General features: G+C 40.3%; 19 protein-coding genes and 1 CRISPR repeat array. Of the genes, 3 read left to right on the top strand and 16 right to left on the bottom strand.

Annotation, left to right across the window (positions count from 1 at the left end):
• Position 1: 1 nt before the first annotated feature.
• Positions 2-1,699 carry an FAD-dependent oxidoreductase gene (locus ACVR1I_RS03825; RefSeq protein WP_447442717.1) on the bottom strand — a complete coding sequence of 566 codons (1,698 nt, stop codon included), beginning with the start codon at positions 1,697-1,699 and terminating at the stop codon, positions 2-4.
• Between the two features lie 142 nt (positions 1,700-1,841).
• On the opposite strand from ACVR1I_RS03825, the gene ACVR1I_RS03820 reads away from it, so the two are divergent.
• Positions 1,842-2,696 (top strand): putative phosphoesterase, encoded by an 855-nt coding sequence (locus ACVR1I_RS03820; protein ID WP_447442716.1) that lies wholly within the window; start codon positions 1,842-1,844, stop codon positions 2,694-2,696.
• 179 nt (positions 2,697-2,875) lie between these two features.
• A CRISPR array of direct repeats spans positions 2,876-4,762; the repeat unit is 32 nt; unit sequence ATTTCAATCCACGCACCCGCGAAGGGTGCGAC.
• Positions 4,763-4,909: 147 nt separating this feature from the next.
• Here ACVR1I_RS03820 and cas2 read toward each other — a convergent pair.
• The 13 genes from cas2 to dhaK form a co-directional block, all read right to left on the bottom strand.
• A complete protein-coding gene (gene cas2 / locus ACVR1I_RS03815) occupies positions 4,910-5,203 on the bottom strand; it encodes a CRISPR-associated endonuclease Cas2 (protein WP_447442715.1) in 294 nt (97 codons plus the stop codon).
• 10 nt (positions 5,204-5,213) lie between these two features.
• On the bottom strand, positions 5,214-6,239 hold the full coding sequence (gene cas1c / locus ACVR1I_RS03810; RefSeq protein ID WP_447442714.1) for a type I-C CRISPR-associated endonuclease Cas1c: 1,026 nt from the start codon (positions 6,237-6,239) through the stop codon (positions 5,214-5,216).
• Positions 6,236-6,907 carry a CRISPR-associated protein Cas4 gene (gene cas4 / locus ACVR1I_RS03805; protein WP_447442713.1) on the bottom strand — a complete coding sequence of 224 codons (672 nt, stop codon included), beginning with the start codon at positions 6,905-6,907 and terminating at the stop codon, positions 6,236-6,238. Before cas4 ends, cas1c begins: the two co-directional genes overlap by 4 nt.
• 1 nt (position 6,908) lies before the next feature.
• A complete protein-coding gene (cas7c, locus tag ACVR1I_RS03800) occupies positions 6,909-7,760 on the bottom strand; it encodes a type I-C CRISPR-associated protein Cas7/Csd2 (protein ID WP_447442712.1) in 852 nt (283 codons plus the stop codon).
• Positions 7,761-7,763: 3 nt separating this feature from the next.
• Positions 7,764-9,647, bottom strand: a complete 1,884-nt coding sequence (cas8c, locus tag ACVR1I_RS03795) for a type I-C CRISPR-associated protein Cas8c/Csd1 (protein ID WP_447442711.1) — start codon at positions 9,645-9,647, stop codon at positions 7,764-7,766.
• A complete protein-coding gene (gene cas5c, locus ACVR1I_RS03790) occupies positions 9,647-10,384 on the bottom strand; it encodes a type I-C CRISPR-associated protein Cas5c (protein ID WP_447443008.1) in 738 nt (245 codons plus the stop codon). The genes cas8c and cas5c overlap by 1 nt, the downstream gene beginning before the upstream one ends.
• Before the next feature lie 288 nt (positions 10,385-10,672).
• On the bottom strand, positions 10,673-13,069 hold the full coding sequence (cas3, locus tag ACVR1I_RS03785; RefSeq protein ID WP_447442710.1) for a CRISPR-associated helicase Cas3': 2,397 nt from the start codon (positions 13,067-13,069) through the stop codon (positions 10,673-10,675).
• 102 nt (positions 13,070-13,171) lie between these two features.
• Positions 13,172-13,681, bottom strand: coding sequence for a phosphatidylglycerophosphatase A family protein (locus tag ACVR1I_RS03780; RefSeq protein WP_447442709.1), 510 nt, complete (start codon positions 13,679-13,681; stop codon positions 13,172-13,174).
• 68 nt (positions 13,682-13,749) lie between these two features.
• Entirely contained in the window at positions 13,750-14,943 is a 1,194-nt protein-coding gene (locus ACVR1I_RS03775; RefSeq protein ID WP_447442708.1) for a cation:proton antiporter domain-containing protein, read from the bottom strand.
• A 242-nt stretch (positions 14,944-15,185) separates the two neighbouring features.
• Positions 15,186-17,924 (bottom strand): cation-translocating P-type ATPase, encoded by a 2,739-nt coding sequence (locus ACVR1I_RS03770; RefSeq protein ID WP_447442707.1) that lies wholly within the window; start codon positions 17,922-17,924, stop codon positions 15,186-15,188.
• 204 nt (positions 17,925-18,128) lie between these two features.
• Positions 18,129-18,503, bottom strand: a complete 375-nt coding sequence (gene dhaM, locus ACVR1I_RS03765) for a dihydroxyacetone kinase phosphoryl donor subunit DhaM (protein ID WP_447442706.1) — start codon at positions 18,501-18,503, stop codon at positions 18,129-18,131.
• Entirely contained in the window at positions 18,496-19,077 is a 582-nt protein-coding gene (dhaL, locus tag ACVR1I_RS03760; RefSeq protein ID WP_447442705.1) for a dihydroxyacetone kinase subunit DhaL, read from the bottom strand. The genes dhaM and dhaL overlap by 8 nt, the downstream gene beginning before the upstream one ends.
• 13 nt (positions 19,078-19,090) lie before the next feature.
• Complete coding sequence (dhaK, locus tag ACVR1I_RS03755; protein ID WP_447442704.1) at positions 19,091-20,080, bottom strand: dihydroxyacetone kinase subunit DhaK; 990 nt, start codon at positions 20,078-20,080, stop codon at positions 19,091-19,093.
• A gap of 156 nt (positions 20,081-20,236) precedes the next feature.
• Here dhaK and dhaS point away from each other — a divergent pair, with 156 nt between their 5' ends.
• On the top strand, positions 20,237-20,785 hold the full coding sequence (dhaS, locus tag ACVR1I_RS03750; protein ID WP_447443007.1) for a dihydroxyacetone kinase transcriptional activator DhaS: 549 nt from the start codon (positions 20,237-20,239) through the stop codon (positions 20,783-20,785).
• On the top strand, positions 20,782-21,771 hold the full coding sequence (gene dhaQ / locus ACVR1I_RS03745) for a DhaKLM operon coactivator DhaQ (RefSeq protein WP_447442703.1): 990 nt from the start codon (positions 20,782-20,784) through the stop codon (positions 21,769-21,771). The genes dhaS and dhaQ overlap by 4 nt, the downstream gene beginning before the upstream one ends.
• 34 nt (positions 21,772-21,805) lie before the next feature.
• On the opposite strand, the gene ACVR1I_RS03740 is transcribed toward dhaQ, so the two are convergent.
• Positions 21,806-22,303: a YkgJ family cysteine cluster protein gene (locus ACVR1I_RS03740; RefSeq protein WP_447442702.1), complete on the bottom strand. Its 498-nt coding sequence runs from the start codon at positions 22,301-22,303 to the stop codon at positions 21,806-21,808.
• A 22-nt stretch (positions 22,304-22,325) separates the two neighbouring features.
• On the bottom strand, positions 22,326-22,562 hold the full coding sequence (locus ACVR1I_RS03735; RefSeq protein ID WP_447442701.1) for a hypothetical protein: 237 nt from the start codon (positions 22,560-22,562) through the stop codon (positions 22,326-22,328).
• Positions 22,563-22,579 lie beyond the last annotated feature (17 nt).

Raw genomic sequence — 22,579 nt, 5'->3', positions numbered from 1 at the left:
CTTACTCAAAATTATAACCTGTTAAAATACGTTCACGGTTTGTTGTCACGTCTTTAAAGTATTCATAATAGCTTAGTGCTAAGAATGATCCTTGGATGTTGATGATGTTATCGTATCCGTAGCCTTTCAATGCACAAATCGCATAATAGCTATTCCATGAGGTTCGACAATGAATATAGACTGGACGATCTTTTGGAATTTCATTGAGGCGATCTCGAATTTCATCAAGTGGAATATTGATTGCCCCTTTGATATGTGCATGATTGAAAGCCTCTTTTCCACGTACATCCAGAATAAACGCCTCCTCTTTAACTAATTGACGAACGGCTGTTAATGGAACTTGTTCATAAACACCATTTAAGTAATTCAATCCAACAATGCCTGCGAAGTTGATAACATCTTTAGCGGTAGAAAATGCAGGAGCATAACAAAGTTCTAATTCTTTTAAATCCTCAAGATATCCACCCATACTAATGACCGTAGCAATAACATTGATATTTTTAACAGGATTTCCCTTACTGATGGCTTGTGCACCAAGAACCTTACCAGTTGGGTATTCGTACACTAATTTAAAATGCATCGGTGCTGCTTCTGGCATGAGCCCGACTCGATCATTTGGAATAACCAAGGCAACTCGGTAATCAATACCCTGTTTAATACATTCTTTTTCATTTAAACCAGTTGAAGCGCCATTTAAGCCAAACACACGAATACAAGAAGAACCAATAACACCTTTATTTGGAATATTTTTGCCAAATAAATAATCTGCAACATTCCGTGCTTGTTTTTGAGCTGGACCAGCAAGTGGTAAGCGCGTCTTTTTACCAGTTAAACGGTTGGTGACTTCAATCGCATCACCGACAGCAAACACATCTTTCAAATTTGTTTGGTAATGGTGATCAACCGCAATCGCTCCTGTTTCACCTAGCTCAATCCCTGAGGCCACTGCAAAATCAACATCAGGTGCAACGCCAATGGCAAGAACAACAGCTTGAGCTGGGATTTGTTTTCCACTAGCAAGAATAACTTCCGAGCTCGTAATTTCAGAAACGCCATCTTCTAAAATTAGCTGTACCCCATTATCATGTAATTCCTTGTGCAACATTTGCACCATATCTTCATCGAATGGTGCCATGATTTGCTGGCTAGCCTCTACCAAGGTTACATTTTTCCCAGCATGGCGAAGACATTCTGCTGCTTCAACTCCGATAAAGCCACCACCCACAACAACGATATCCGTCACTGCCTTGCTCTTTAGATGACCATCTAAGAATCGAACATCGGAAACATTTTTCAAGGTAAAGACATGTTCTGCATCAATTCCCTTAATGCTTTTAGGCTTGATAGCCTTGGCACCAGGTGACAGAATAAGGTAATCATAATGATCTTGGTATTCAGTTCCTGTCTGTAAATCTTTAACGGTAATCGTATGAGCTTCACCATCAATAGCAATCACCTCTGATTGGGTTTTAGCATCCAGATTATAGGTCTTTTTGAAGCTTTCAGGATTATAAAATATCAAATCCTCAATTTCTGAAACTTCTCCACTAAAGTAGTTCGGCAAACAACAGTTTGAAAATGAAATATCCTGACCTTTGTCATAGATTTGGACTTCAGCATTTTCATCCAACCGACGAATACGAGCTGCAACAGATGCACCACCCGCAACTCCACCAACGACAATAAAACGTTTTGCCATAATGTTCTCCTTTGTTCTTTTTTTCACAATTTCATTCTATCATTCAATTGAATGTTTGTCAATGAAGTTTGTGATGTTTTTCTCATTTTTTAAAACGCTACATTCATGAACCATTAAGCTTGATTTCTGCTATACTATTCTTATGAAAACATTAGCTATTATGAGTGACTTGCACATTGATTTAAATGGTTTTTCGCAAGTTGAAACCCATATTTTGATTGATTTGCTGCATAAGGAAAGGGTTGACCATCTCCATATTGCAGGGGATCTTTCCAATGACCACGAAAGGATTGGAAAGCCATTTTTAGAGCTGTTGAAAAAGGAATGTCACGTCTCCTTTAACTTGGGCAATCACGATATGCTGGGCCTCACAGAAGAGCAAATTCAAGCACTGGATGGGCAGGTAATCGAATTAGATGGTGCTAGTCTGGTTCACCTCGCTGGTTGGTACGATTACAGTTTTCATCCAGAAAAAACTCCCGCAGTCCATCTTGCCAATAAAAATTTCTACTGGTTTGACCGCAAATTAGACCGCAGCCATTCTGATCCACAATTAACCCAGCAGAGCTTAGACAAACTGGAAAAATTGCTGCAGTCTACCCAACAGGCCCCTATTGTCGCATTGCACTTTGTCCCTCATGGTAATTTCGTTCCAACTCACGCTTATTTCGATCGATTCAAGGCCTTTTTAGGGAGTCAAACCTTCCATGATGTATTTCTAAAATATGGTGTAAAAGACGTTGTATTTGGCCACTTACACCACCACCACGATACTGTTATTGATGGAATCCGCTACCAGGCTCGACCACTTGGTTACAAACGAGAATGGAAACTGGTGAGAGATTTTTTAACTCATCATCCCCACCTCTATGATGGTCCCATTTACGATTTGGCCAAACGATTTCGAGCCGTTAAAGACCATGAGGACTTTAAAACCTATACGCTAGATCATTTATCAGATGAATTATTGCAGGCTGTAACGATTTTTAGATTCTAAAGAGAACTCATCAAAAATAACCGTAGAACTTTTCTACGGTTATTTTTATTTCTGATTGGCAATGGCGCTCTTTTGCGGGTCGTTGTGGGCGATAATCTTGATCAAGTTTATGCTTCTATTTCAAACTCCCGCGAAGGGTGTGACCTATCAAATCAATGTTTTAAGCTTGCATAAACGATATTTCAATCCACGCACCCGCGAAGGGTGCGACGCGCTGTGTTTTGCTCTGATAGCTCCTGCTAGCTTATTTCAATCCACGCACCCGCGAAGGGTGCGACTGTATTTTCCAAAAATGTCCGCAATGCAATTTTAATTTCAATCCACGCACCCGCGAAGGGTGCGACGATACGGGTTATTATTTTTTTGTAAAATAAAAAAATTTCAATCCACGCACCCGCGAAGGGTGCGACTCGGGTGGCATGTTTACGTTCGACAACAACGGCTTATTTCAATCCACGCACCCGCGAAGGGTGCGACTCGCTTGTGTCTCGGGTTGAATATATCATCGCTATTTCAATCCACGCACCCGCGAAGGGTGCGACTCCAGGGGTACGTTACCATATCGTTCGTGGTGCAATTTCAATCCACGCACCCGCGAAGGGTGCGACTAGCTGCCGCCGCAGAAAATCCTACGCAAGCCATATTTCAATCCACGCACCCGCGAAGGGTGCGACCTTCACCGTTCAAGATTGTTTCCAAGATACATTATTTCAATCCACGCACCCGCGAAGGGTGCGACTCTTTAAGCAGCCTTTGCAATTCATCTTTTTCTAATTTCAATCCACGCACCCGCGAAGGGTGCGACTTTTTCTTGGTCCACAGACCATTCAGCCCAACCAATTTCAATCCACGCACCCGCGAAGGGTGCGACACAACAATTTTAGGGTAATTTATATGTTTTATAATTTCAATCCACGCACCCGCGAAGGGTGCGACCTGATGGTATTGTTGAGTTTGTCAAACGTGTAGGGATTTCAATCCACGCACCCGCGAAGGGTGCGACGAGTTACGGAAGTACGCCTATCCGGCTATCACTATTTCAATCCACGCACCCGCGAAGGGTGCGACCATTCGATTTCTGCTTGTTGTTTTCCAAACAGATATTTCAATCCACGCACCCGCGAAGGGTGCGACTTTTATCAAAAGTTTGAGCAGTATTAGATCGAAAAAATTTCAATCCACGCACCCGCGAAGGGTGCGACGTTTAAATTTAATAAGCACACCGAACCATACGAAATTTCAATCCACGCACCCGCGAAGGGTGCGACTTGGAATGGCATTTGACCAATAAATGCAAGGGGCAAATTTCAATCCACGCACCCGCGAAGGGTGCGACTAGAGCTTTTTGTTGCTCAACCCCAGAACCTTGATTTCAATCCACGCACCCGCGAAGGGTGCGACACACCAAAAGTTTTCCAACGTTGTCCAAAAAAACATTTCAATCCACGCACCCGCGAAGGGTGCGACAATGCCCCAGCCGATATATGCTTCTGTACGCAAAAATTTCAATCCACGCACCCGCGAAGGGTGCGACACAACCGCCGTTGCTCATTGTTATGGCCGTCAAGATTTCAATCCACGCACCCGCGAAGGGTGCGACAGATACCCGCGGGGGTCTGTTCTAGCATTAGCTTATTTCAATCCACGCACCCGCGAAGGGTGCGACACTAGCAGCCGCCGCAGAAAACCCGACACAAGCCATATTTCAATCCACGCACCCGCGAAGGGTGCGACTTGAATTGTTCCGTCGTGAATACAGCTGCCACTGTGAATTTCAATCCACGCACCCGCGAAGGGTGCGACTAGCCTTAATTCTTCAATTTCATCAGAATAGCCGATTTCAATCCACGCACCCGCGAAGGGTGCGACGCTACAAAGTCGGGGTTATCGAATCAAAGATATTAATTTCAATCCACGCACCCGCGAAGGGTGCGACGTTACTCTTATTAGATGGTATCGCTACATTATTATTTCAATCCACGCACCCGCGAAGGGTGCGACTATTATTTAGATGAAGCTAAAAAAGTAATGTATATTTCAATCCACGCACCCGCGAAGGGTGCGACAGCGCTAAAATGCACTGTTTTGGGCAATTTAATCTATTTTTACTAGTAAGTACTCTAATAAAACCAAACCAAAAAGCCCGTTTTTAACATAATTTTGTGTCGAACATACAGTATTTTGATGTTTAACCTAGGTTCGCACTTAAAATTTTACAAGAGTAGAACACCAATATCTGGATCGTAACTATCATCACGGCCGATGGTTTCTACACGATTTTGCCAATTTTTTCCTAGAAGGTAAAAACGGATACTATCTGCTTCTTCGTCTATTATTTGAAGCAACTGATTTTTAATTTCCACAAATTCAGCTGGTGTGAGTGAGCACTCAAACACTGAATTTTGGACCCTTTGTCCGTAATCTACACATAACTTCGCTACATGTCTTAGACGCTTACGGCCAGCAGCTGTTCCTGTATTCACATCATAAGTTACCAACACCATCATTGCTTGACTCCTATATTAGAAATGGAGGATAAGATTCCAAATCACCTCTTATAGCCTTTGCAAGTAACTGAGATTGTACATAAGGTAATAACATCAATTTGACTTTTTCTTTCGTAAAAGGATGTTCGACCTCGGTATGCTTTCGTTTCTGCCAGGCTTCCAGAAAAACACTGCGCCCCTTATCTGTTAGTAGAACACTCCCATTTTCTTTTATCTCAAAGTGAGATTTTGATAATTGTCCGCGGTTAATCATTGAAAAGACAAAACGATCCACGATGTAAGATCGGAACTCTTCAACCAAATCTAATGCCAAGCTGGGTCTACCAGGTCTATCCGTATGGAAAAAGCCGACATAACTATCCAGACCAACAGCTTCTAAGGCAGACTGGCATTCATAGGTTAACAGGCTGTAACCAAAAGAAAGTAGAGCGTTCACACAATCTAAAGGAGGTCTTCTCGTTCTGCCATTGAAGAAAAATGTATCCTTATCCGACAACACCATTTCATTAAATAATTTAAAATACTGATTGGCAGCTTGCCCCTCTATCCCAAGCAACTCTTCTTTACTAGAAACCGTTTGAATCATTTCCAAAGCCCAAACCAATTCTGTATTCACTTCTTCAAATAAAGACGTGTTGATACGCTCCCGATGGTCACGTCTAAAACGAAGCAAATACTTCCTGGCGTTCGAGACCTTTGCTAGAATAAACCGTTTTGCATACTCTAAAGACCTGTCATCGTCAGCTAATCGGTAATGTTCTCTACGCAACAAAACATTGCCATTCGTTTTACCAACAAACCGTCCACAAAATCGTCCTTGAGGGGTATGAAACGAAAGATGAATGCTCTTTTCTGAGCACAATTCAATCAAGGAAGGCGATGCCCCAAGATAAGAGAAACAAACTATCCCTTCAATAATACGATACGGAAAACGTTGAATAACTTTCCCATCTTGTTTGATGACAATATTATCTCGCTCTCGCGTCAGATAAAAATCTTCCTGAGTAAGATATAGGGTGTTCAGTAATTTCTTCATACGATGTCCTCACTTCTCAAGGATTGCGTGATATAGTTTTCAACATTTCGATTCTTTTTACTGAGCCTTGGCAAACAGATATCCACCAACGAGCATAGCTGACAATTTTTAAAATACACCGCTTTATGAATGATTCGATTATCATAATACCGGTGCATCTCTTGGCTTAACTCAAATACTTCTTGTCTCAAAGCAGGGGTTATCTCTATTTTTTTCTTTTTATTCACACTATGGTAATAGAGATAGCCTACCTCTATAGAACAACACAACGTTTCTTCCAAACAAATCGTTTGAGCAACTAATTGTACAATATCTCTCGTATCTTTTTTGGGTTTACCTCTCTTGTATTCGACAATTGTAGGCAACCATTTGCCAGTTTTGCCTTTTAATGCCACACCAGCCTTATCTTTATGAAATTCAACGACATCTAAAATACCATATAAACCAAGTTGTTTAGAAGAAACATGCATTGCTCTTGACACCAATACATCTTTTCGTTTCTCTTTAACATAAGGATTGTCAGCCTTAGTGTGTAAGATTTGCCCATGAGTTGTGGCTTCATTTTCTGCCCATTGCTGTTCGATATGAATCAATCCCCATTGGCGTTTGCAAAATTGAAAATGCTGAATACCTGACAACATTAAATAATTCTCTTCAGCATAGACCATCTTACAGCCCTTCTAAAATCTCAACTTTCAACCCTTTATCTTTGTAAGTTGCTAAAACTTCCTCATTTAAGCGAATCTGGTAATCTTCATAGCCTGTTTTATCTTGGTTATCAGTATCAAATTCCAATAAGTCGAAAATTCGGCCACTAGAGACATTACCAAGTTTATTTGAATGCGTAAACCAAAAGACTTCTCTTACCCGCATGGAACCTTCTGGTCGAGCTGAGGAGGCATCATTTTCAAAGAGGCTCAAAAGAGCTTCCTTAATAACCGCAGCATCTTCTTCACTAAAACCTGTTTTCTCAGCAAAGTTGGCATTAATTGATCCTTTTAATACATAGACACCATACTCTACAAAATGTTTTGTACCCATCGTATCTGATGAACGCCCGCCAGCTTTTTTAGGCTCTACACCATTGGTACTTCTTGTAATTTGTAAACTAGAGATAACAATTGGTTCTAGAGATTTTGGCATGTTAACTGAAATAGGACCTCGAATAGCAAAAGAGCGATCTTTTAAGTAAGTAAATACTTGACCAAAGGAACGAACATCAAGCCACTCTTTATTTGCTCTCTCATTTATTTCTTCATCCGTTTCTTTGCCTGTAAAGATAGCCTTGAACCGTTTTTCCAACGAGATATAATCATCTTCTATGCGGTCATTGGCCTGAACAAAAATAGCATGTCCCATATCTTGCACACGGTTACGGATTTTACGCTTAATGGAAACATCACTCATCAAGCCATATCCTTTGGCATCTGTTCTAGGCATATTGCCTGACAAGGGATCCCCATTGGCATTTGCTTCTTTCACCTCAAACGTCACCATAAAATCAATCTTAGTTTCTAACATTGTTTATTCCTCACTTTCTTTAATTTGTTTTGTATAGAAGAATTGTTTCTCAGCGTAATACCCAAAAATAAAGCGATAATCTAAAGAACTATTAAATTCCTTGGTCTCCATCAGTGGGGCTAACAAGGCAATCACTTCTTCTCTTTCTTTTTCCAGCTTATGCCATATACCCTTATGTTGGAGCTTTAAGACTTCCTCATAAGGCTTGATTTTATTGGTTAAACTTTCCATCATTTTGGCTGGCTGATTTGTATAAGCTGTCCAATAGCGTTCAGCATTTGTCAATCGACTATTGTCATTCCCATCTATTCGATAGCGTTGCAATTCTATCAGTTCAAAAATTGCTAGTAATCGTCCAAAGAGATAGGAACGATTCGTATTCTCACGGTCTACCATTGGTGTAAATACCTCCTTATTTTTTTGCTGCAATATCGCTAAACTAACCTGTTCAATACGGTGCCAGTTTTTACGATACCTGTGACGTTCTTTAATATTATTTTCAAATTTCCTGACCAAAGAATCTGGTATTGGCCGTCCATCTAATAGACTTGTCACCAACTTTTGGTATTGATCACTTCTGAAACTATCATTGTCTAATTCTAGGAAACGTTCCCTATCAACACCATAAGCAGCCTTAATTATCTCATCAAAGGTTGGTGTTTTTAAGACATAGCCTCTATCTCTATAGTTAACTTCCCAGGAATACTTGTCTTGCCACTTGTTTAAGTTTTCTAACAGTTGAGAAACCTTTAATTCACGGAAATATTTTAAAGCAATGCGCCCATTACTGGTTTTATTTAAAATGGCAACGTAATAAGTAGCATTATCACTAAATTGTTTTTTTCCCTTGATAAAGGAAGAGCCGATTTTGCGATTTTCATCAGTTGATAAGGGACGAACAATTTGTATTTCGTCTTCCTCATCTTCAAATAAACTCTCAATTTCAGGTTTTACAATGTCCAGCTGACTATCATTTGCTAAATCATCACTAAACCAATTGATTAAATATTGAGAAGAACCTAGCCAGGTGCTGGTATGATCATTTTCCAATAAGTATTTCACCATGAGATGAATTTTCTCTGATGTTTCATAGCCTACACTAAAAACATCTCCTCGCTCTTGAAACCGACCTTTATAAGCCTCATTTTTATTACTAACAGATATGATTTTAGCATTTCCCATGAGGCCACGATGCTTTGTTGTTATCTGCTCTTCACGGCCACTGATGTTACAAACCCCGAGATTTGTTTTATGTGCCTCAACAAAGGAAATAAAGGATTGGTGCAAAGCCTTAAAACTTGTGACAGACTCGTTTTTGAAGCCACGGAACTGCACGATAGAAAACTCTAAGAAATAGGCAGATAAATCAACCGTCTTATCTTTTTCATCCGAATCTATATAGCTGACTTTCAATCCCTCTCTCTGGTATTGACTGCCAAATAAAGAATGAATGATCTGTTCTACACAATCAGGTTGCAAAATAAACTGTTGGACCTGGATTAAAAACTGTTTGACTTCTCCTTCATCACAGTAATTTATCCAATTTGCCAATTGTTGATGAAAGCTATCGTATTGAGACTGATCAATTTCAGATAGGTAATAGGAGAATTTATCTACCAACGGATGTGGGGCAGGACTACTTCCTGACCTGGCAACAGAGTCAGCAGTGACCGGATAAATAATAGTTTTTTTATCTGACATTATTTCCGACTTGTAAAACTGAACGTTTTTATCCAGCTGAACAGAAATAATATTTTTACCATTAGACTTTAGACTGCTATGGTATATCGGCAATAAGATTGCCTGTTCTGCACTTTTTTCTTGGTCAACTAAACCTGTCTCTTCTGCTGTTTCATAGGCTTTTAGAAGTGATGTAAAAAAATCCATTAGTGGCCTCCTTTCTCCATCGTATCAAACCGTTCATAGTCTGTATATTCTTCCTCGACTGATTTGATTTTCCCAGGTGTTTTAAAGGAATAGCTCGAGAGAGTATTAACGATTTCGCATTCAGACTGAGGTTTAAAGTGAATAATTCCATTTTCCATTACTGTTCTCGAAAAGAAGGATTTCAGGGGTGTTTTTTTATCCGTTGGGTAAGCAAAGGAATGGAACATCAAACCTAAATCAATAGAGATGCCTTGATAATAAGATTCAGCATTTTCATATTCTTCTTGGCTTACTTCATCAACTACTCCTAAGCATTCTCTTGTGCCAAGAAAAATATCACGCCTTCCTCCCTTCTTCAAGGAACGTTGCATAATCGCCTCGTGCTTATTCGAAAGTCTGTCATGACTTAAATCTTCACGGCTCTCATTCCAAATAAAGTGGTATTTCACCAAATACTCTACATCGCTAAGATAGGATACATAACTCAAATCTGCCTTGTAATCATGCAACAAAGCCCGAACACCATGCAACTCCGTTTGAATCTGATTGATAATCTTCACCTCTGTCACAACGTTGACAAAAGTTGGTTTAAAATAGATCGAATCAACGATCCCCTGCAAAGCCTGTCTAGTAGGCACAGAATAGCTCGATCTCTCTGATCCTCCTTTGGTTGCTGGGTTTGTAAATAGAGCGCGGTCTGCCCGAATCCGAGCATAAAAATTTCGTGACCTGTACAACATAAACACCTCCTTATTTTTTCACGATAAATATGACACTCAAAAACGAACATGGCAACTGTTTTTGAGTGTCATATGTACAATCATATAGTAACATATAAATCCAAAAATTTCAATTTCTATCTATAGCTTTTGATATTTAGAAGTTGTATAAAGATATCAAATCTGATATAATTCTTTTATCATAGTGCTACTATGTGGATTGAAATTATCTTTAGCTATTGCACGATATAGAATTCAGGTCAACGATGTTCTCTAACAACAATCGTTGGCCTGTTTTCTTTTACATCAAAATACAAAACTAGCTGATTCTTTAGTCACCCCTTTTTTCTCATCATAATACCCATCTGATAATATCAGGATTTGCCCATTAAGGTAAGACTTTGTCGCCTGTAATAAGGCATCGTGTTCTCTAACATTTACTGTGAAAAGTTGCAATTCTTTTAATAATGCTTTAATCGCTTGATATTCTTCACCAGAGGGAAAATCTGAATCACAAAGTTCTTCCAGTGCTTCTATCTTTTTGATAGCTCCTCGATAAGGCACAATCATGCCGATTGATTCATTTTGGATTAAATCCATGTTTTGCCCAGCTGTTTTAAAGGCCTGCTTCAATGTTCCCTTGGTAGAGGCTCCTTTGAATTGATTTTCAGTCAAGTAATCATAAACAGACTCATCTGCTGATAACGGATAATCTAGGTCAGCTTTATTATTGGCATAATAGTGTTCAAAAAATTCACGATTAAGAAGAGAGGGCTCAATAGGCGAAGAGATGGTGTGTAGGATAAACTCCGTTACATCTTTTTTAGCTTTGATTTCTTTCAGACGAGAGATATTCTCCTCGTCGTTTGTCAGATTAACCAAGGTGACCTGGCCTTTCTCTCTTTTTCCTTCACGATTACAGCGACCACTGGCCTGGACAATCGAATCAATGCCTGCATAGGACCGAATCACGCGCTGAAAATCAACATCTACTCCAGCCTCGATCAACTGGGTACTGATACAAATAATCGGAACATCATGCTTTAACTGTTCTTTCATTTCAGAAATAACATCCAAACGATGTTGAGCACACATATTAGTCGATAATTGATAAATAGGTCTATCGGTCAGATCAACTAGCATGTCGTACAATTTATCCACTGTTTTTTTCGTATTAAAGATTGCTAGAGTTGACTCGTTCTTGTCTAACATAACATCAACCAAATCAGAAAGTTTTGATGGTTGATTGTTCTCATTCAATTTTCGTAATTCTGTTCGTGAAAAAATCTCTTTTTCTATCACAGTTAAATCAACCAAATCTGCTGCTTCTCCATTTTTTCCGCCATATAGAATACGGTGAACAATTTCTTTTGAATCATAAGTAGGTTGCGTCGCTGTGCATAAAACGACTGTTGTTTGCATGACCCTACTCAAAAAATTCATCGTCAGATTAAATAAGGTCGTCACTTCAATCGGAAGCGACTGCACTTCATCCAATATAACAACACTATTCATAAAACTTGAAAAACGACGAATGTTGGCTGATTTTGTCTTAAATAAGGACTGGAAAAACTGCACCATAGAACTTAGAACAATCGGACTATCCCAGCTATCGATCAGATAATCAGATAAAGCAGCTGACTTACCGTCATCTTCCTGCGTATCGCGGTCCTTAACCACATTGGAATGGTGTTCCAATACCCCTTCTTTGCCTGTAATTTTCCGAATTTCAGAAGCATTTTGTTCTAAGACAGATAAAAAAGGCGTGATATAGAAGAAACGTGATTTATTCTGTTCAACTAATTGATGAAAGGCATAGCGCATGCTGAGATTGGTTTTGCCAGCACCCGTAGGCAAATCCAGACGATAAATCCCTGTAGAATCTTTTTGTCCTCTATTTTTGATTCTCTCAGCAATTTGACTACGAATCTGATTCAACCTCGTTGTGGGATTGCTAAAACTTGCATATTTGTCTTCAACGGCATCAAGATACGATTGTTTTAACTGTTCACATTTCTCCACAGTCATTGGCTCTACTTCCATGTCATAAGCGTTAATGGTATCTAGAATATCCGCATTCTTTAACAGTGATAGATAGAGCCTAACGAAGCAAGATAAATAGAACTCACGTTCACTCTTATCTTCCCAATCAAGCTTTGCCAATGCTTGAGAAAAATTTTCAAACGCTTGATCAATTAAATCATCCAAATCTTTATAACCGTAGTGAACTAATTTAGATTCTAACTGAGCTGCAAAAGGAATGATATCTTCTTCAAAATGATAATCTGGCATGTCTCTACAAATTCGAAGACGAAATCGATTTTGCCCAAATAGCCTTGCCTCATCTTCTAAAGAGGAAATATCATACATACCATGATGAGCTGTTATCACATAGCCGATAATATCATTAAACATGAGCCGCTCACTTTTATCAACATTTTTCGTTTTCAGACGAAACAGTATTTTAGAAAAAAGATATTTTGCTCCTGCATAAGAATGGTCAACATGTAGACTAGGCTTTTCTAATAATTTTGTTTGAAAATTTCTATCTGCTTTTCCTAAATCATGAAATAATCCAACCAAGAAAAGCAGATCCCCCTGTTGTACCAAACTAGCAGTATCTCTTGCCATTTTCGCAACAAGGAATGAATGTTCTTCTAGAGATTGCTCTTTCTGAGTTTCACTATCATAATGTGCTAACATTCTAATTTTACCTAACTTTTTTAAATTTATTATATCATTTTTGCAACCGCATTCAAATGATAATATAGAAAAAAGAAGATCTATTTTCGAATCTTCTTCTTATTATTTCTGATTGGCAATGGCGCTCTTTTGCGGGTCGTTGTGGGCGATACGGCTGGCTGCAGAGGCTGCAATGGCACAGACAATATCGTCCAAGAAAGTGTGGCAGCTAGTTCCATTTTTACTATCCAGACGGCTGATAATACCTGGTTTCACTTTATCCAAGTATCCATAGTTGGTAAAACCAATGGATCCATATAGGTTGACAATCGACAAACCAAGGATTTCGTCAATCCCATAAAGCCCCTCATCACGCTTGAGGATATCCATCAAGGGCTGTGATAATTTGCCTTCTTCTGCTAATTTATCTAATTCAATACCTGTAATAATGGCATTTTGAACTTCGCGTTTTTCCAAGACAGCTTGCACATTTTCCAAACACTCGTTCATTTCCAAATCTGGGATATAGCGGTTTTGTAAATTCAATACTAATTCAGCGATGTCTGCTAATTCAACGCCTCTTTCTTGCAATAAAGCATGGGAAACATGGCGCAACTCTTGATCATTGTTCATTTTTCATTTCCTTTTCTATTCTTTTGTTCCATTATATCATATTCTCCTTTTTCATCATTTTCTTAAGATTAGGACTCTGAAAGCAAGAGTTTGGCATAGCGATCCAATAAAATAGCGCCGAGAGGGGCAGTGATTAAAATGCCGATAAGCGCAACAGATAAGATGATTTCACCACTGGCCAAGCCCATGGATAATGGAATGCCACCAATCGCTGCTTGAACAGTTGCTTTGGGCAGATAGGCTATCACACAAAAAACTTTCTCTTTTAGGCTAAAGCCACTTCCAACCAAACTCAACCAAACACCAATTGTCCGAACCAAGAGGGTCAAGGTAATCAATCCAACAGCTGCTAGACCAGCACTGATAGCGTGGTGAATGTCCACCAAACTTCCTAGCAAAACAAATAGGAAAATCTCAGCCACCAACCAAATCTTGCTGTAAAAATTGGCCATTGATGTCGAGAGATCAGAAGGTAAGGTATTGGGCAATTGAATGGCTATCATCAAGATCGATAGCAGTGCTGACAAAGCTACATAGGGTTTCGCCACTTCTTCCACCTGAACCAAGAAACAAGCCACAGCCAAAACAAGAAGAAAGGCATAAATAGCAGGAATTGTTTGCTTAAGATGCCATTTTTTCAATACCCTACCAACTATTTTTCCAATGATAAAACCCAAAACAATACTCAGCACAATTGAAATTGGAATATGAAGCAAGTGAATCCATTCTACTTTTCCTGTGGCTACCAACCCCAATAAGGAGGTAAACAAGAGGATAACAACAACGTCGTCTAAGGAAGCTCCTGCAAGAATCAATTGAGGCATCTTTCTGCTAGTTCCTATTTTCTGATCAATCAACTCCACCATTCGAGGGACTACTACTGCTGGAGAGACAGCTGCTAGAACACTTCCCATTAAAGCGGCTTCCGTAGGACTAATAGAGAAAAAGAATGGTGCAAAAACAGTATAGGCCAGCATTTCCATGAGAGCAGGCAAAAAGGACATGAATATGGCCGGTCGGCCAATCTCTTTTAAATCTGCTAGCCGAATGGTCAGCCCTGCCTTGATAAGGATAATGACAAGGGCCAATTTTCGGATGGCAGCACCATTTTCAAGTATGGCTGGATCTAACCAATCCAATACAAAGGGACCCAACAAAATTCCCACCAGCAAAAAACCAATCATTTTGGGCAATTTTACAACCTCCATCATAATAAATGCCAAAATAGCCCCAGCAAGAATCAAACCAATTGATACAATCATATTTCCATTATTCTCCTTCAACAAAAAACACCTGCACCACACAAGCTAAAAACTAGAGCGGAAAAGAAAATCCTTTCTTCAACTCCTTTACTCAAAGCTTGTATGGATACAGATGTCATTAGCTTTTTATGCGGTTTTGAAATCTAAGGTTTCAAGGGAGACAATCATTCCCTGTGGCTTTATTTTAGCATCTTTTCACTTATTTCTCAATCTTTTTTCGGCAGTCTAACAGTAAAAAGCATTTAATAAGATTCCTTTTTAACGAATTTGCTCAGGAGTGTATTGACCACAAAAACGAGTGCCGTTGTACAAACTAAAGCAATCCCCATGTAGATCCAGGTCCAGCCTGTTAATGGGACAGTTCCAAGAATTGGATTCATAAACGAAAGGTACACAGCTCCTAATTGCAAAACAAGTGAGAAGAGCAAGGAGAAGACCAGAACCTTATTGCGGAACAAGGAGGCGTCCAAGCCAAATCCAGATGATTTTCTGACATTAAAGATATGAAGCAATTGTGCCAAGGCCATAAAGGTAAAGGTTGCCGTTTGAGCGTATTCCAAGCTAGCTTCTTTTTCCAAGGCATAGCGGAAAATGAGAAAACTAGCAAGGGCTATAATGGCACCACCGATTAAAATCCGTGACAAGAAAGCCTTGTTGACCAAACCACCATTGCTTTTACGTGGCGGCTGGTTCATGATATCCTTGTCTGCTTCTTCAAAAGCCAGAGCCATAGCTGGAGCAATATCAATGACCAAATTCAAATACAAAATGTGCAAGGCCTGAAGCGGCATTGGAAGTACAAAGATAACTGTCAATAGCACTGTCAAAATTTCGACCATATTACAAGAGAATAGGAATTGGACATATTTCTTAATGTTGGCGAAGATATTTCGGCCAATTTCTACTGCACTGACAATGGTTGAAAATTGGTCATCTGTCAAAATCATGGCAGAGGTTTCTTTGGCAACTTCAGTACCACGGATTCCCATGGCAACTCCAATATCAGCACCATTCAAGGCTGGGGCATCATTGACCCCATCACCCGTCATGGCCACAACATTACCTCTTGATTGGAGCGAACGAACGATTTGCAATTTATTCTCAGGTGAGACACGCGCAAATACTGCTGTTTTTTGTACTTTTTCATCGAAGTCTGCACTGTCAACTAGCTGGTCAATTTCTTGCCCCGTCATAGTTTCTTGGTAATTGGTAATTCCAATTTGCTGGGCGATAACCGAAGCTGTCTTTGGATGGTCTCCAGTAATCATTTTAACGGTAATTCCAGCCTCTTGTGTCTTGGTCACTGACATGGTCACATCATCACGCGGTGGGTCCATAATACCGGCCAATCCATCTATCACAAAGCGGCCTTTTTTCTCATCTAAAAGCGTTTCAAAATCAGAGGCAGTACGATACTCTTCCTCAGAAATGGCCAGCGAGGCCACTGCCAAGACCCGCATGCCTTCAGCTGCAAGGGATTCATTTTGTGCCAACCAATAATCTTGATCTTTTGAATTAGAAATGAAATCATGAATCAGAACATCAGGCGCACCTTTGACGATGAGTTTCTTACCAGCAGGTGTATCCATTAAAACAGCCATAAATTTGTGTTCCGAACTAAATGGTATTTCTTCTAAACGGTTCCAACCTTGTTGTCTCAAAGTCGCATAATCCAATTGGTTTTTAGCAGCTAGAACAACCAAGGCTCCTTCTGTCGGGTCACCGATAATAGTGTATTCTTTTTTGTCAGTCTCGTCTGATTGTTCTTCCGCCAGACTTAACTGAGCATTGGAGGCTGCCAAACCATGAATGATAAAGAGGGCAAGGTCATCGCTGGATTCAGATTGACCAAGAACTTCCCTTAGATTTGGCGCTTGCTTTTCATCGCCCTCTGTCATCTCTCCAATTGGATCATAACCTCGTCCGGTTACTTCCAAATAGCGGTCATTGGCCAATTTAATCCGCTCAACGGTCATCTGATTTTCAGTCAGCGTACCAGTTTTGTCACTGGCAATCACAGATGTTGAACCTAAGGTTTCAACAGCCGAAAGGTTTTTAACCAAAGCTTTTTGCTCTGACATCATCTTCATCCCTCGAGACAAAGTGATGGTAGAGACGGCTGGAAGGGCTTCAGGAATAGCTGCAATGGCTAGAATAATGGCTATATGCAAAATATGAACCATGTCTTGTCCCTTAATTAGCCCAACAACAATCACCAAGAGCGCTGCAACTAAGGACAATACAATTAAGAGTTTTCCTAACTTGTGCAACTCTTTGTCCAGTGGTGATTCTTTGGAACTTTTACGGTCAATTAGGGACGAGATTTGTCCGACTTCTGTTGTCATACCGGTTGCAGTCACGATTGCTCGGGCATTTCCTCGTGCTACCGCAGTTCCTGAAAAGACCATATTGACGCGGTCACCAATCGAGGCTTCTTCTTCCAACTCCACTTGGGCATCTTTGTCCACTGGTTCTGACTCACCTGTTAAGGCTGATTCAATGACGGCAAAGTTTGTGCTTGCCATCAAGCGACCATCTGCTGCAATCGCATCACCTTCTTCAAGGACCATGATATCTCCAGGAACCAACTCTTTGGATTCAATTTCCAGTGTTTGGCCATCTCTTATGACTTTTGTCGTGGTAAAAATCATTTTCTGCAAGGATTCGACTGAACTATGGGCCTTTAACTCAACCAAAAACCCTGTTAATACGGCACTGAGTAGGGCAACAAAGACAGCGATAGCCTCGACCCATTCCCCCATAAATAGTGATAAGAGTACGGCTCCACCCAATAAATAAACAATAATGTTGTTGATATTGTGCCATAAAATTTCCCATGGCGACAGGCTCTCTGACTGTTCCAATTCATTGAAACCATATTTTTCTTGTCGTTTCTGAACTTCTTCTTTGGTCAAGCCCTTTTCAGAGCTTTCCAACTGTGACAGAATGCTGTTAAAATGCAATTGATAGATTTTCTTCATATCAAAATTCCCTTTCTATAATAAAAAAATCTGTAAACCAAAAATAGCATACAGATGTGGATAGTATGATGCAAATAAACTGTTTATTCAACTGTTCTTGTATTTATTATACCATATTGTAAGCGTTATCGCAAATCGCTTAGAATCTCCTCTTTTATAGTCCTAAAAAACAGCAAGAAGTTTTTAACTTTCTTGCTGTTTTGATTATTTGGTAATGGCTAATTCTTTTAATTGTGCTAAGATGGCATCTTTGTCAGCTCCTGCTTGTAACAAGGCCGCGGCAGTATACGTTCCTTCTGCAACCGAAACGTCTTGGAGTAAAATTTCCTTGTCTGAAAAATCCGACACCATTTCGATGTTCATGCGGGCTGACCCCAAATCATAGAAAGCCAACAAGGTCTGAGCTGGATTGGCATCCACAATTTCTTGCACCTGGTCAAAACTGGTCCCAATATCCCCGTCTGGTGTTCCCCCAACATAGGTAAAGGCAATATCCTTTGCGACTTCGGAAATCAAATCCGCAATTCCTTGTGCCAAGTTTTTAGAATGGGAAACCAGGATAATTCCTAACTCACTCATAGGCCACCCCTGATTCTAATAAGGCTTCAAACAACAAGCCTGTTGAATACGAACCTGGGTCAATATGCCCAATAGAGCGTTCTCCAACATAAGAAGCACGACCTTTGGTAGCCACTGTATCCTTGGTAGCTTCAACATAGCCCTTAATCCCATCAACCGTTAAACTGTTGGAGCGAAGCGCTTCTACAATTGGTGTCCAAACATCGACCATTGTTTTCTCTCCGACCGTTGCTTTTCCGCGTTTGATGATCATATCCAAACCAGCCTGAACAGCATCTGCAAACGGTTCTTTGTCTATCGCTTTGGCTAAACCAACAAAAGCCGAGCCATAAAGTGGACCAGATGCACCTCCGACTTTACTAAGCAACTGCATACCAACTGTTTTTAGTACATCGCTCGTTGTTTCATAATCTTTTGCTTCTAATTCTGCCACAACTGCTGCCATACCACGGGCCATATTTCCTCCATGGTCGGCATCTCCAATCGGCGTATCGAGTTCACTGAGATAGTCTTTATTGGTTTGAACCTTTTCGTTAAAAAGCTTAATCCATTTGATTGCGTCTTCTACTTTCATTCAAACTCCCTTCTTACCAAGCTGGTGTTGTCACTGGGCTATTCAAGGCATCCAACCAAGCTTCATCTTCCAATTTAATCAAGGTCAAGGACAAGCCTGCCATATCGATGGACGTCATGTAGTCACCTAATTTCTTGTAAACCACTGTCACACCATTTTCTTCTAACAAACCAGCTACGTCATTTGCAAAAACATATTGTTCCATCAGAGGGGTGCTACCGAGACCATTGATCAAGATACCAAATTTGTCCCCTTTCTTGTATTCAAAGTCAGCAACTAACTTGTCGACTAATTCTTTGGCCAAGACATTGGAGGTTTGCATTTTCTCTTTCTTGTAGCCCGGCTCACTATGGATACCAACACCATACTCAAATTCATCTTCTTCCAGAACAAATCCAGGTTTGCCGACTTCAGGAACAGTTGCAGCTGATAGAGCCAAACCGATGGTCTTGATATTGGGCACCAAAGCATCTGCCAAGGCTTTTACTTCTTCAAGCGATTTGCCAGCACGCGCAGCATCACCCAGAATCTTGTGAACTAAAACTGTACCCGCTACACCACGGCGGCCTTGTGTATACAAGCTGTTTTCAACAGCAATATCGTCATCGACAACAACACTTGCAACGTCAATGCCTTCCATTTCAGCTAATTCTTGTGCCATTTCAAAGTTCATGATGTCACCAGAATAGTTCTTGATAACCAGGAAGACACCCGCCCCTTCATCAACTGCTTTAATCGCTTCAAGGATTTGGTCAGGAGTTGGTGAGGTAAAAACAGCCCCACAGACTGCTGCAGACAACATACCTTCTCCGACAAAACCAGCATGTGACGGCTCATGACCACTACCGCCCCCAGAGACAATACCGACTTTACCCGTTTTTTCTGCCTTACGGACAATGACATCAAATCCATCAATGCGTTCTACCAAATCATCATGGATATAGGTAATCCCCTTGATCATTTCATCAACAACGTGGACTGGATCGTTAATAATTTTTTTCATCAGAAAAACTCCTTGTTTTTTATTTTGATACCTTTATTATAAAACCCTGGCTCCAAAAAAGTAAGGGACAGATTATGTAGTCTGTCCACCTGAGCTATTCAATTCTCTTATTTTTTGGTAAGATAAGAAAGACGAGTGATGCGAGAAAGGATTGCGATGACAACTTCGATTATTACCAAAAAAAGAATTGCCAAAGCCTTTAAAACGCTGTTGGAAACAGAAGAATTTGAAAAAATTTCAGTTGTAGACATCATGGAACTAGCAGGTATCCGCAGGCAAACCTTCTACAACCACTTTCTTGACAAGTACCAACTGATGGACTGGATTTTTGAAAATGGCCTAAAAGAACAAATTACAGACAACCTCTCCTTTATTTCTGGCCATAAATTGCTAAAGGAACTTTTTCTCTATTTTGAAGAAGAAAAAGACTTTTATGTCCAGTTGTTTGATATCAAGGGACAAAATGATTTCTATTCTTACTTTATCAACTATTGCCAAACGGTTGTTGAAAAAATTCTACAAGAGTATGCTATCTCAGAGGAACTTCCAGAAGAGGCTGAATTTCGAGCTTTTCATAAACAATACAACGCGCATGCTTTGGCAGAAATTGTGAAAAATTTTGTTCACCATTCCATTCAAATGCCCAATCCGGATTTTTTGATCATTGAAATTACCAACCGTTCTGATTTGAGGAGAAAACCATGACCTTTATACACAATCGACCTGAAAAACTGATTCATGATTTTTATTCTGGCCTAGTTGCCGCCCACTCCCAGCTAACAAAACATGACCACCTCCCATTGATATACTACCGCGATTGGGATCAGTCTCAGGTCCCTATTTTAACTGGAGGAGGTAGCGGACACGAGCCTTCCCATTCTGGCTTTATTGGAAAAGGCATGGTCACGGCTGCCCTTTACGGCCCACTATTTGTCCCTCCTCAAGCGGAGGAAATCCTAGAAGCCATTCAATTTTTAGACAAGGGAAAAGGAGTCTTTGTCATTATTAAAAATTTTGAGGCCGACCTGTATCAATTTCGTAAAGCGATTTTAAAAGCCAAGGATTTGGGACACCAAGTTCGTTATATTGTTTCTCATGATGATATCTCGATTGAGCCAAAAAATCATTTTCAAATCAGGGGACGAGGCCTAGCAGGGACGATTTTGCTTCATAAAATCCTTGGTTACCTTGCTCAAAATGGAGCCAGTCTTGATGCATTAGAACAGGCTGGTTTTGAAGTAGCTACACATACTGCAACCATTGGCTTTGCCACCAAGTCCGCCTCCACTCCACCTGACTGCACCCCTTTGTTCGAATTGCCAGATACAGCCATTTCCTACGGTATCGGTATCCACGGAGAAGAAGGATACCGAACCGTTCCTTTTCAGTCATCCGAGGCCTTAGCCGTTGAAATCATCAATAAGCTAAAATTGCACTATCACTGGAAAAAAGACCAGCCATTTGTCCTCTTGGTCAACAACCTAGGTAGTACAACAGAATTAGAGATGGGTATCTTCCTAAACGATCTGCTCCAGCTCTGTGACATCGAAGGTTTGACCATTCCTCTTATTAAAACTGGGAAATTCATGACCAGTTTGGATATGTCAGGCATCTCTGTTACCCTCTGCCAACTACAAGATAACCATTGGCTTGAGGCCCTCCATGCCCCAACTGATGCCTTTGCTTGGTAAACAAAAAGTTCGATAGGTTTCTATCGAACTTTTTTTATTGAATTCGTTCCCGAAGCTTTTCTACAAACAGGTAAGCTGCAGGACAAAAGAGGGTATTTTTTAAGGTGAGATGGTTAATCTGGTATATCTTTTTGCGGTCTGTATGGGGAAATTCCCGACAAGCCTTGGGACGAACATCATAGATGCTACAAAGATTGTCTTCTCCGAGAAATGGACAGGGCATGGCTTGAAAGACCTTGTCCCCATCTTCATCCGTCCGCAAGAACATGTCTTCAAAAGCTGGTAACTTCATGCGAAAATGCTTGGCAATTCGTGTGATATCTGCTTCTGTAAAAAGTGGACCTAATGTTTTGCAGCAATTGGCACACTTGGTGCAATCAATTTCCTGAAAGACTTCTTCATGGACTTCTTGTACAATGCGATCCAGGTTTTTAGGGGCCTTGCGTTTTAAACTGACCAAGAACAGACGGTGTTCCTTTTGCTTTTGCAAGGCCAATTCATGGTAACGTTCAATATCCAACATTTCACTCATGATTGAATCTCCTCATTCCACCTTACTTGAGACGGCGGTTGCGGATCAAGAAAAAGAGATTGACACCGATTAGGACTGTCCAAATCAAAGCCATCAGGTAATTTCGTGACATAAGATTGGTCACAACACCAAAAGCATAAATTAAGATAAAGAAGACAGATGAGGCTGTTGCCCAGTCCAATTGTTTTTTACCTTGTTCTGGTGTAGATACTGCTGTTTCTTTTAACAACTCTTTGCGTTTTTTGGGTTTCATTGGCATCTAACTGTTCTTTCTGA

It is taken from the genome of Streptococcus cameli (assembly GCF_053207365.1).
This window is presented reverse-complemented; position numbering and strand designations above follow the sequence as displayed.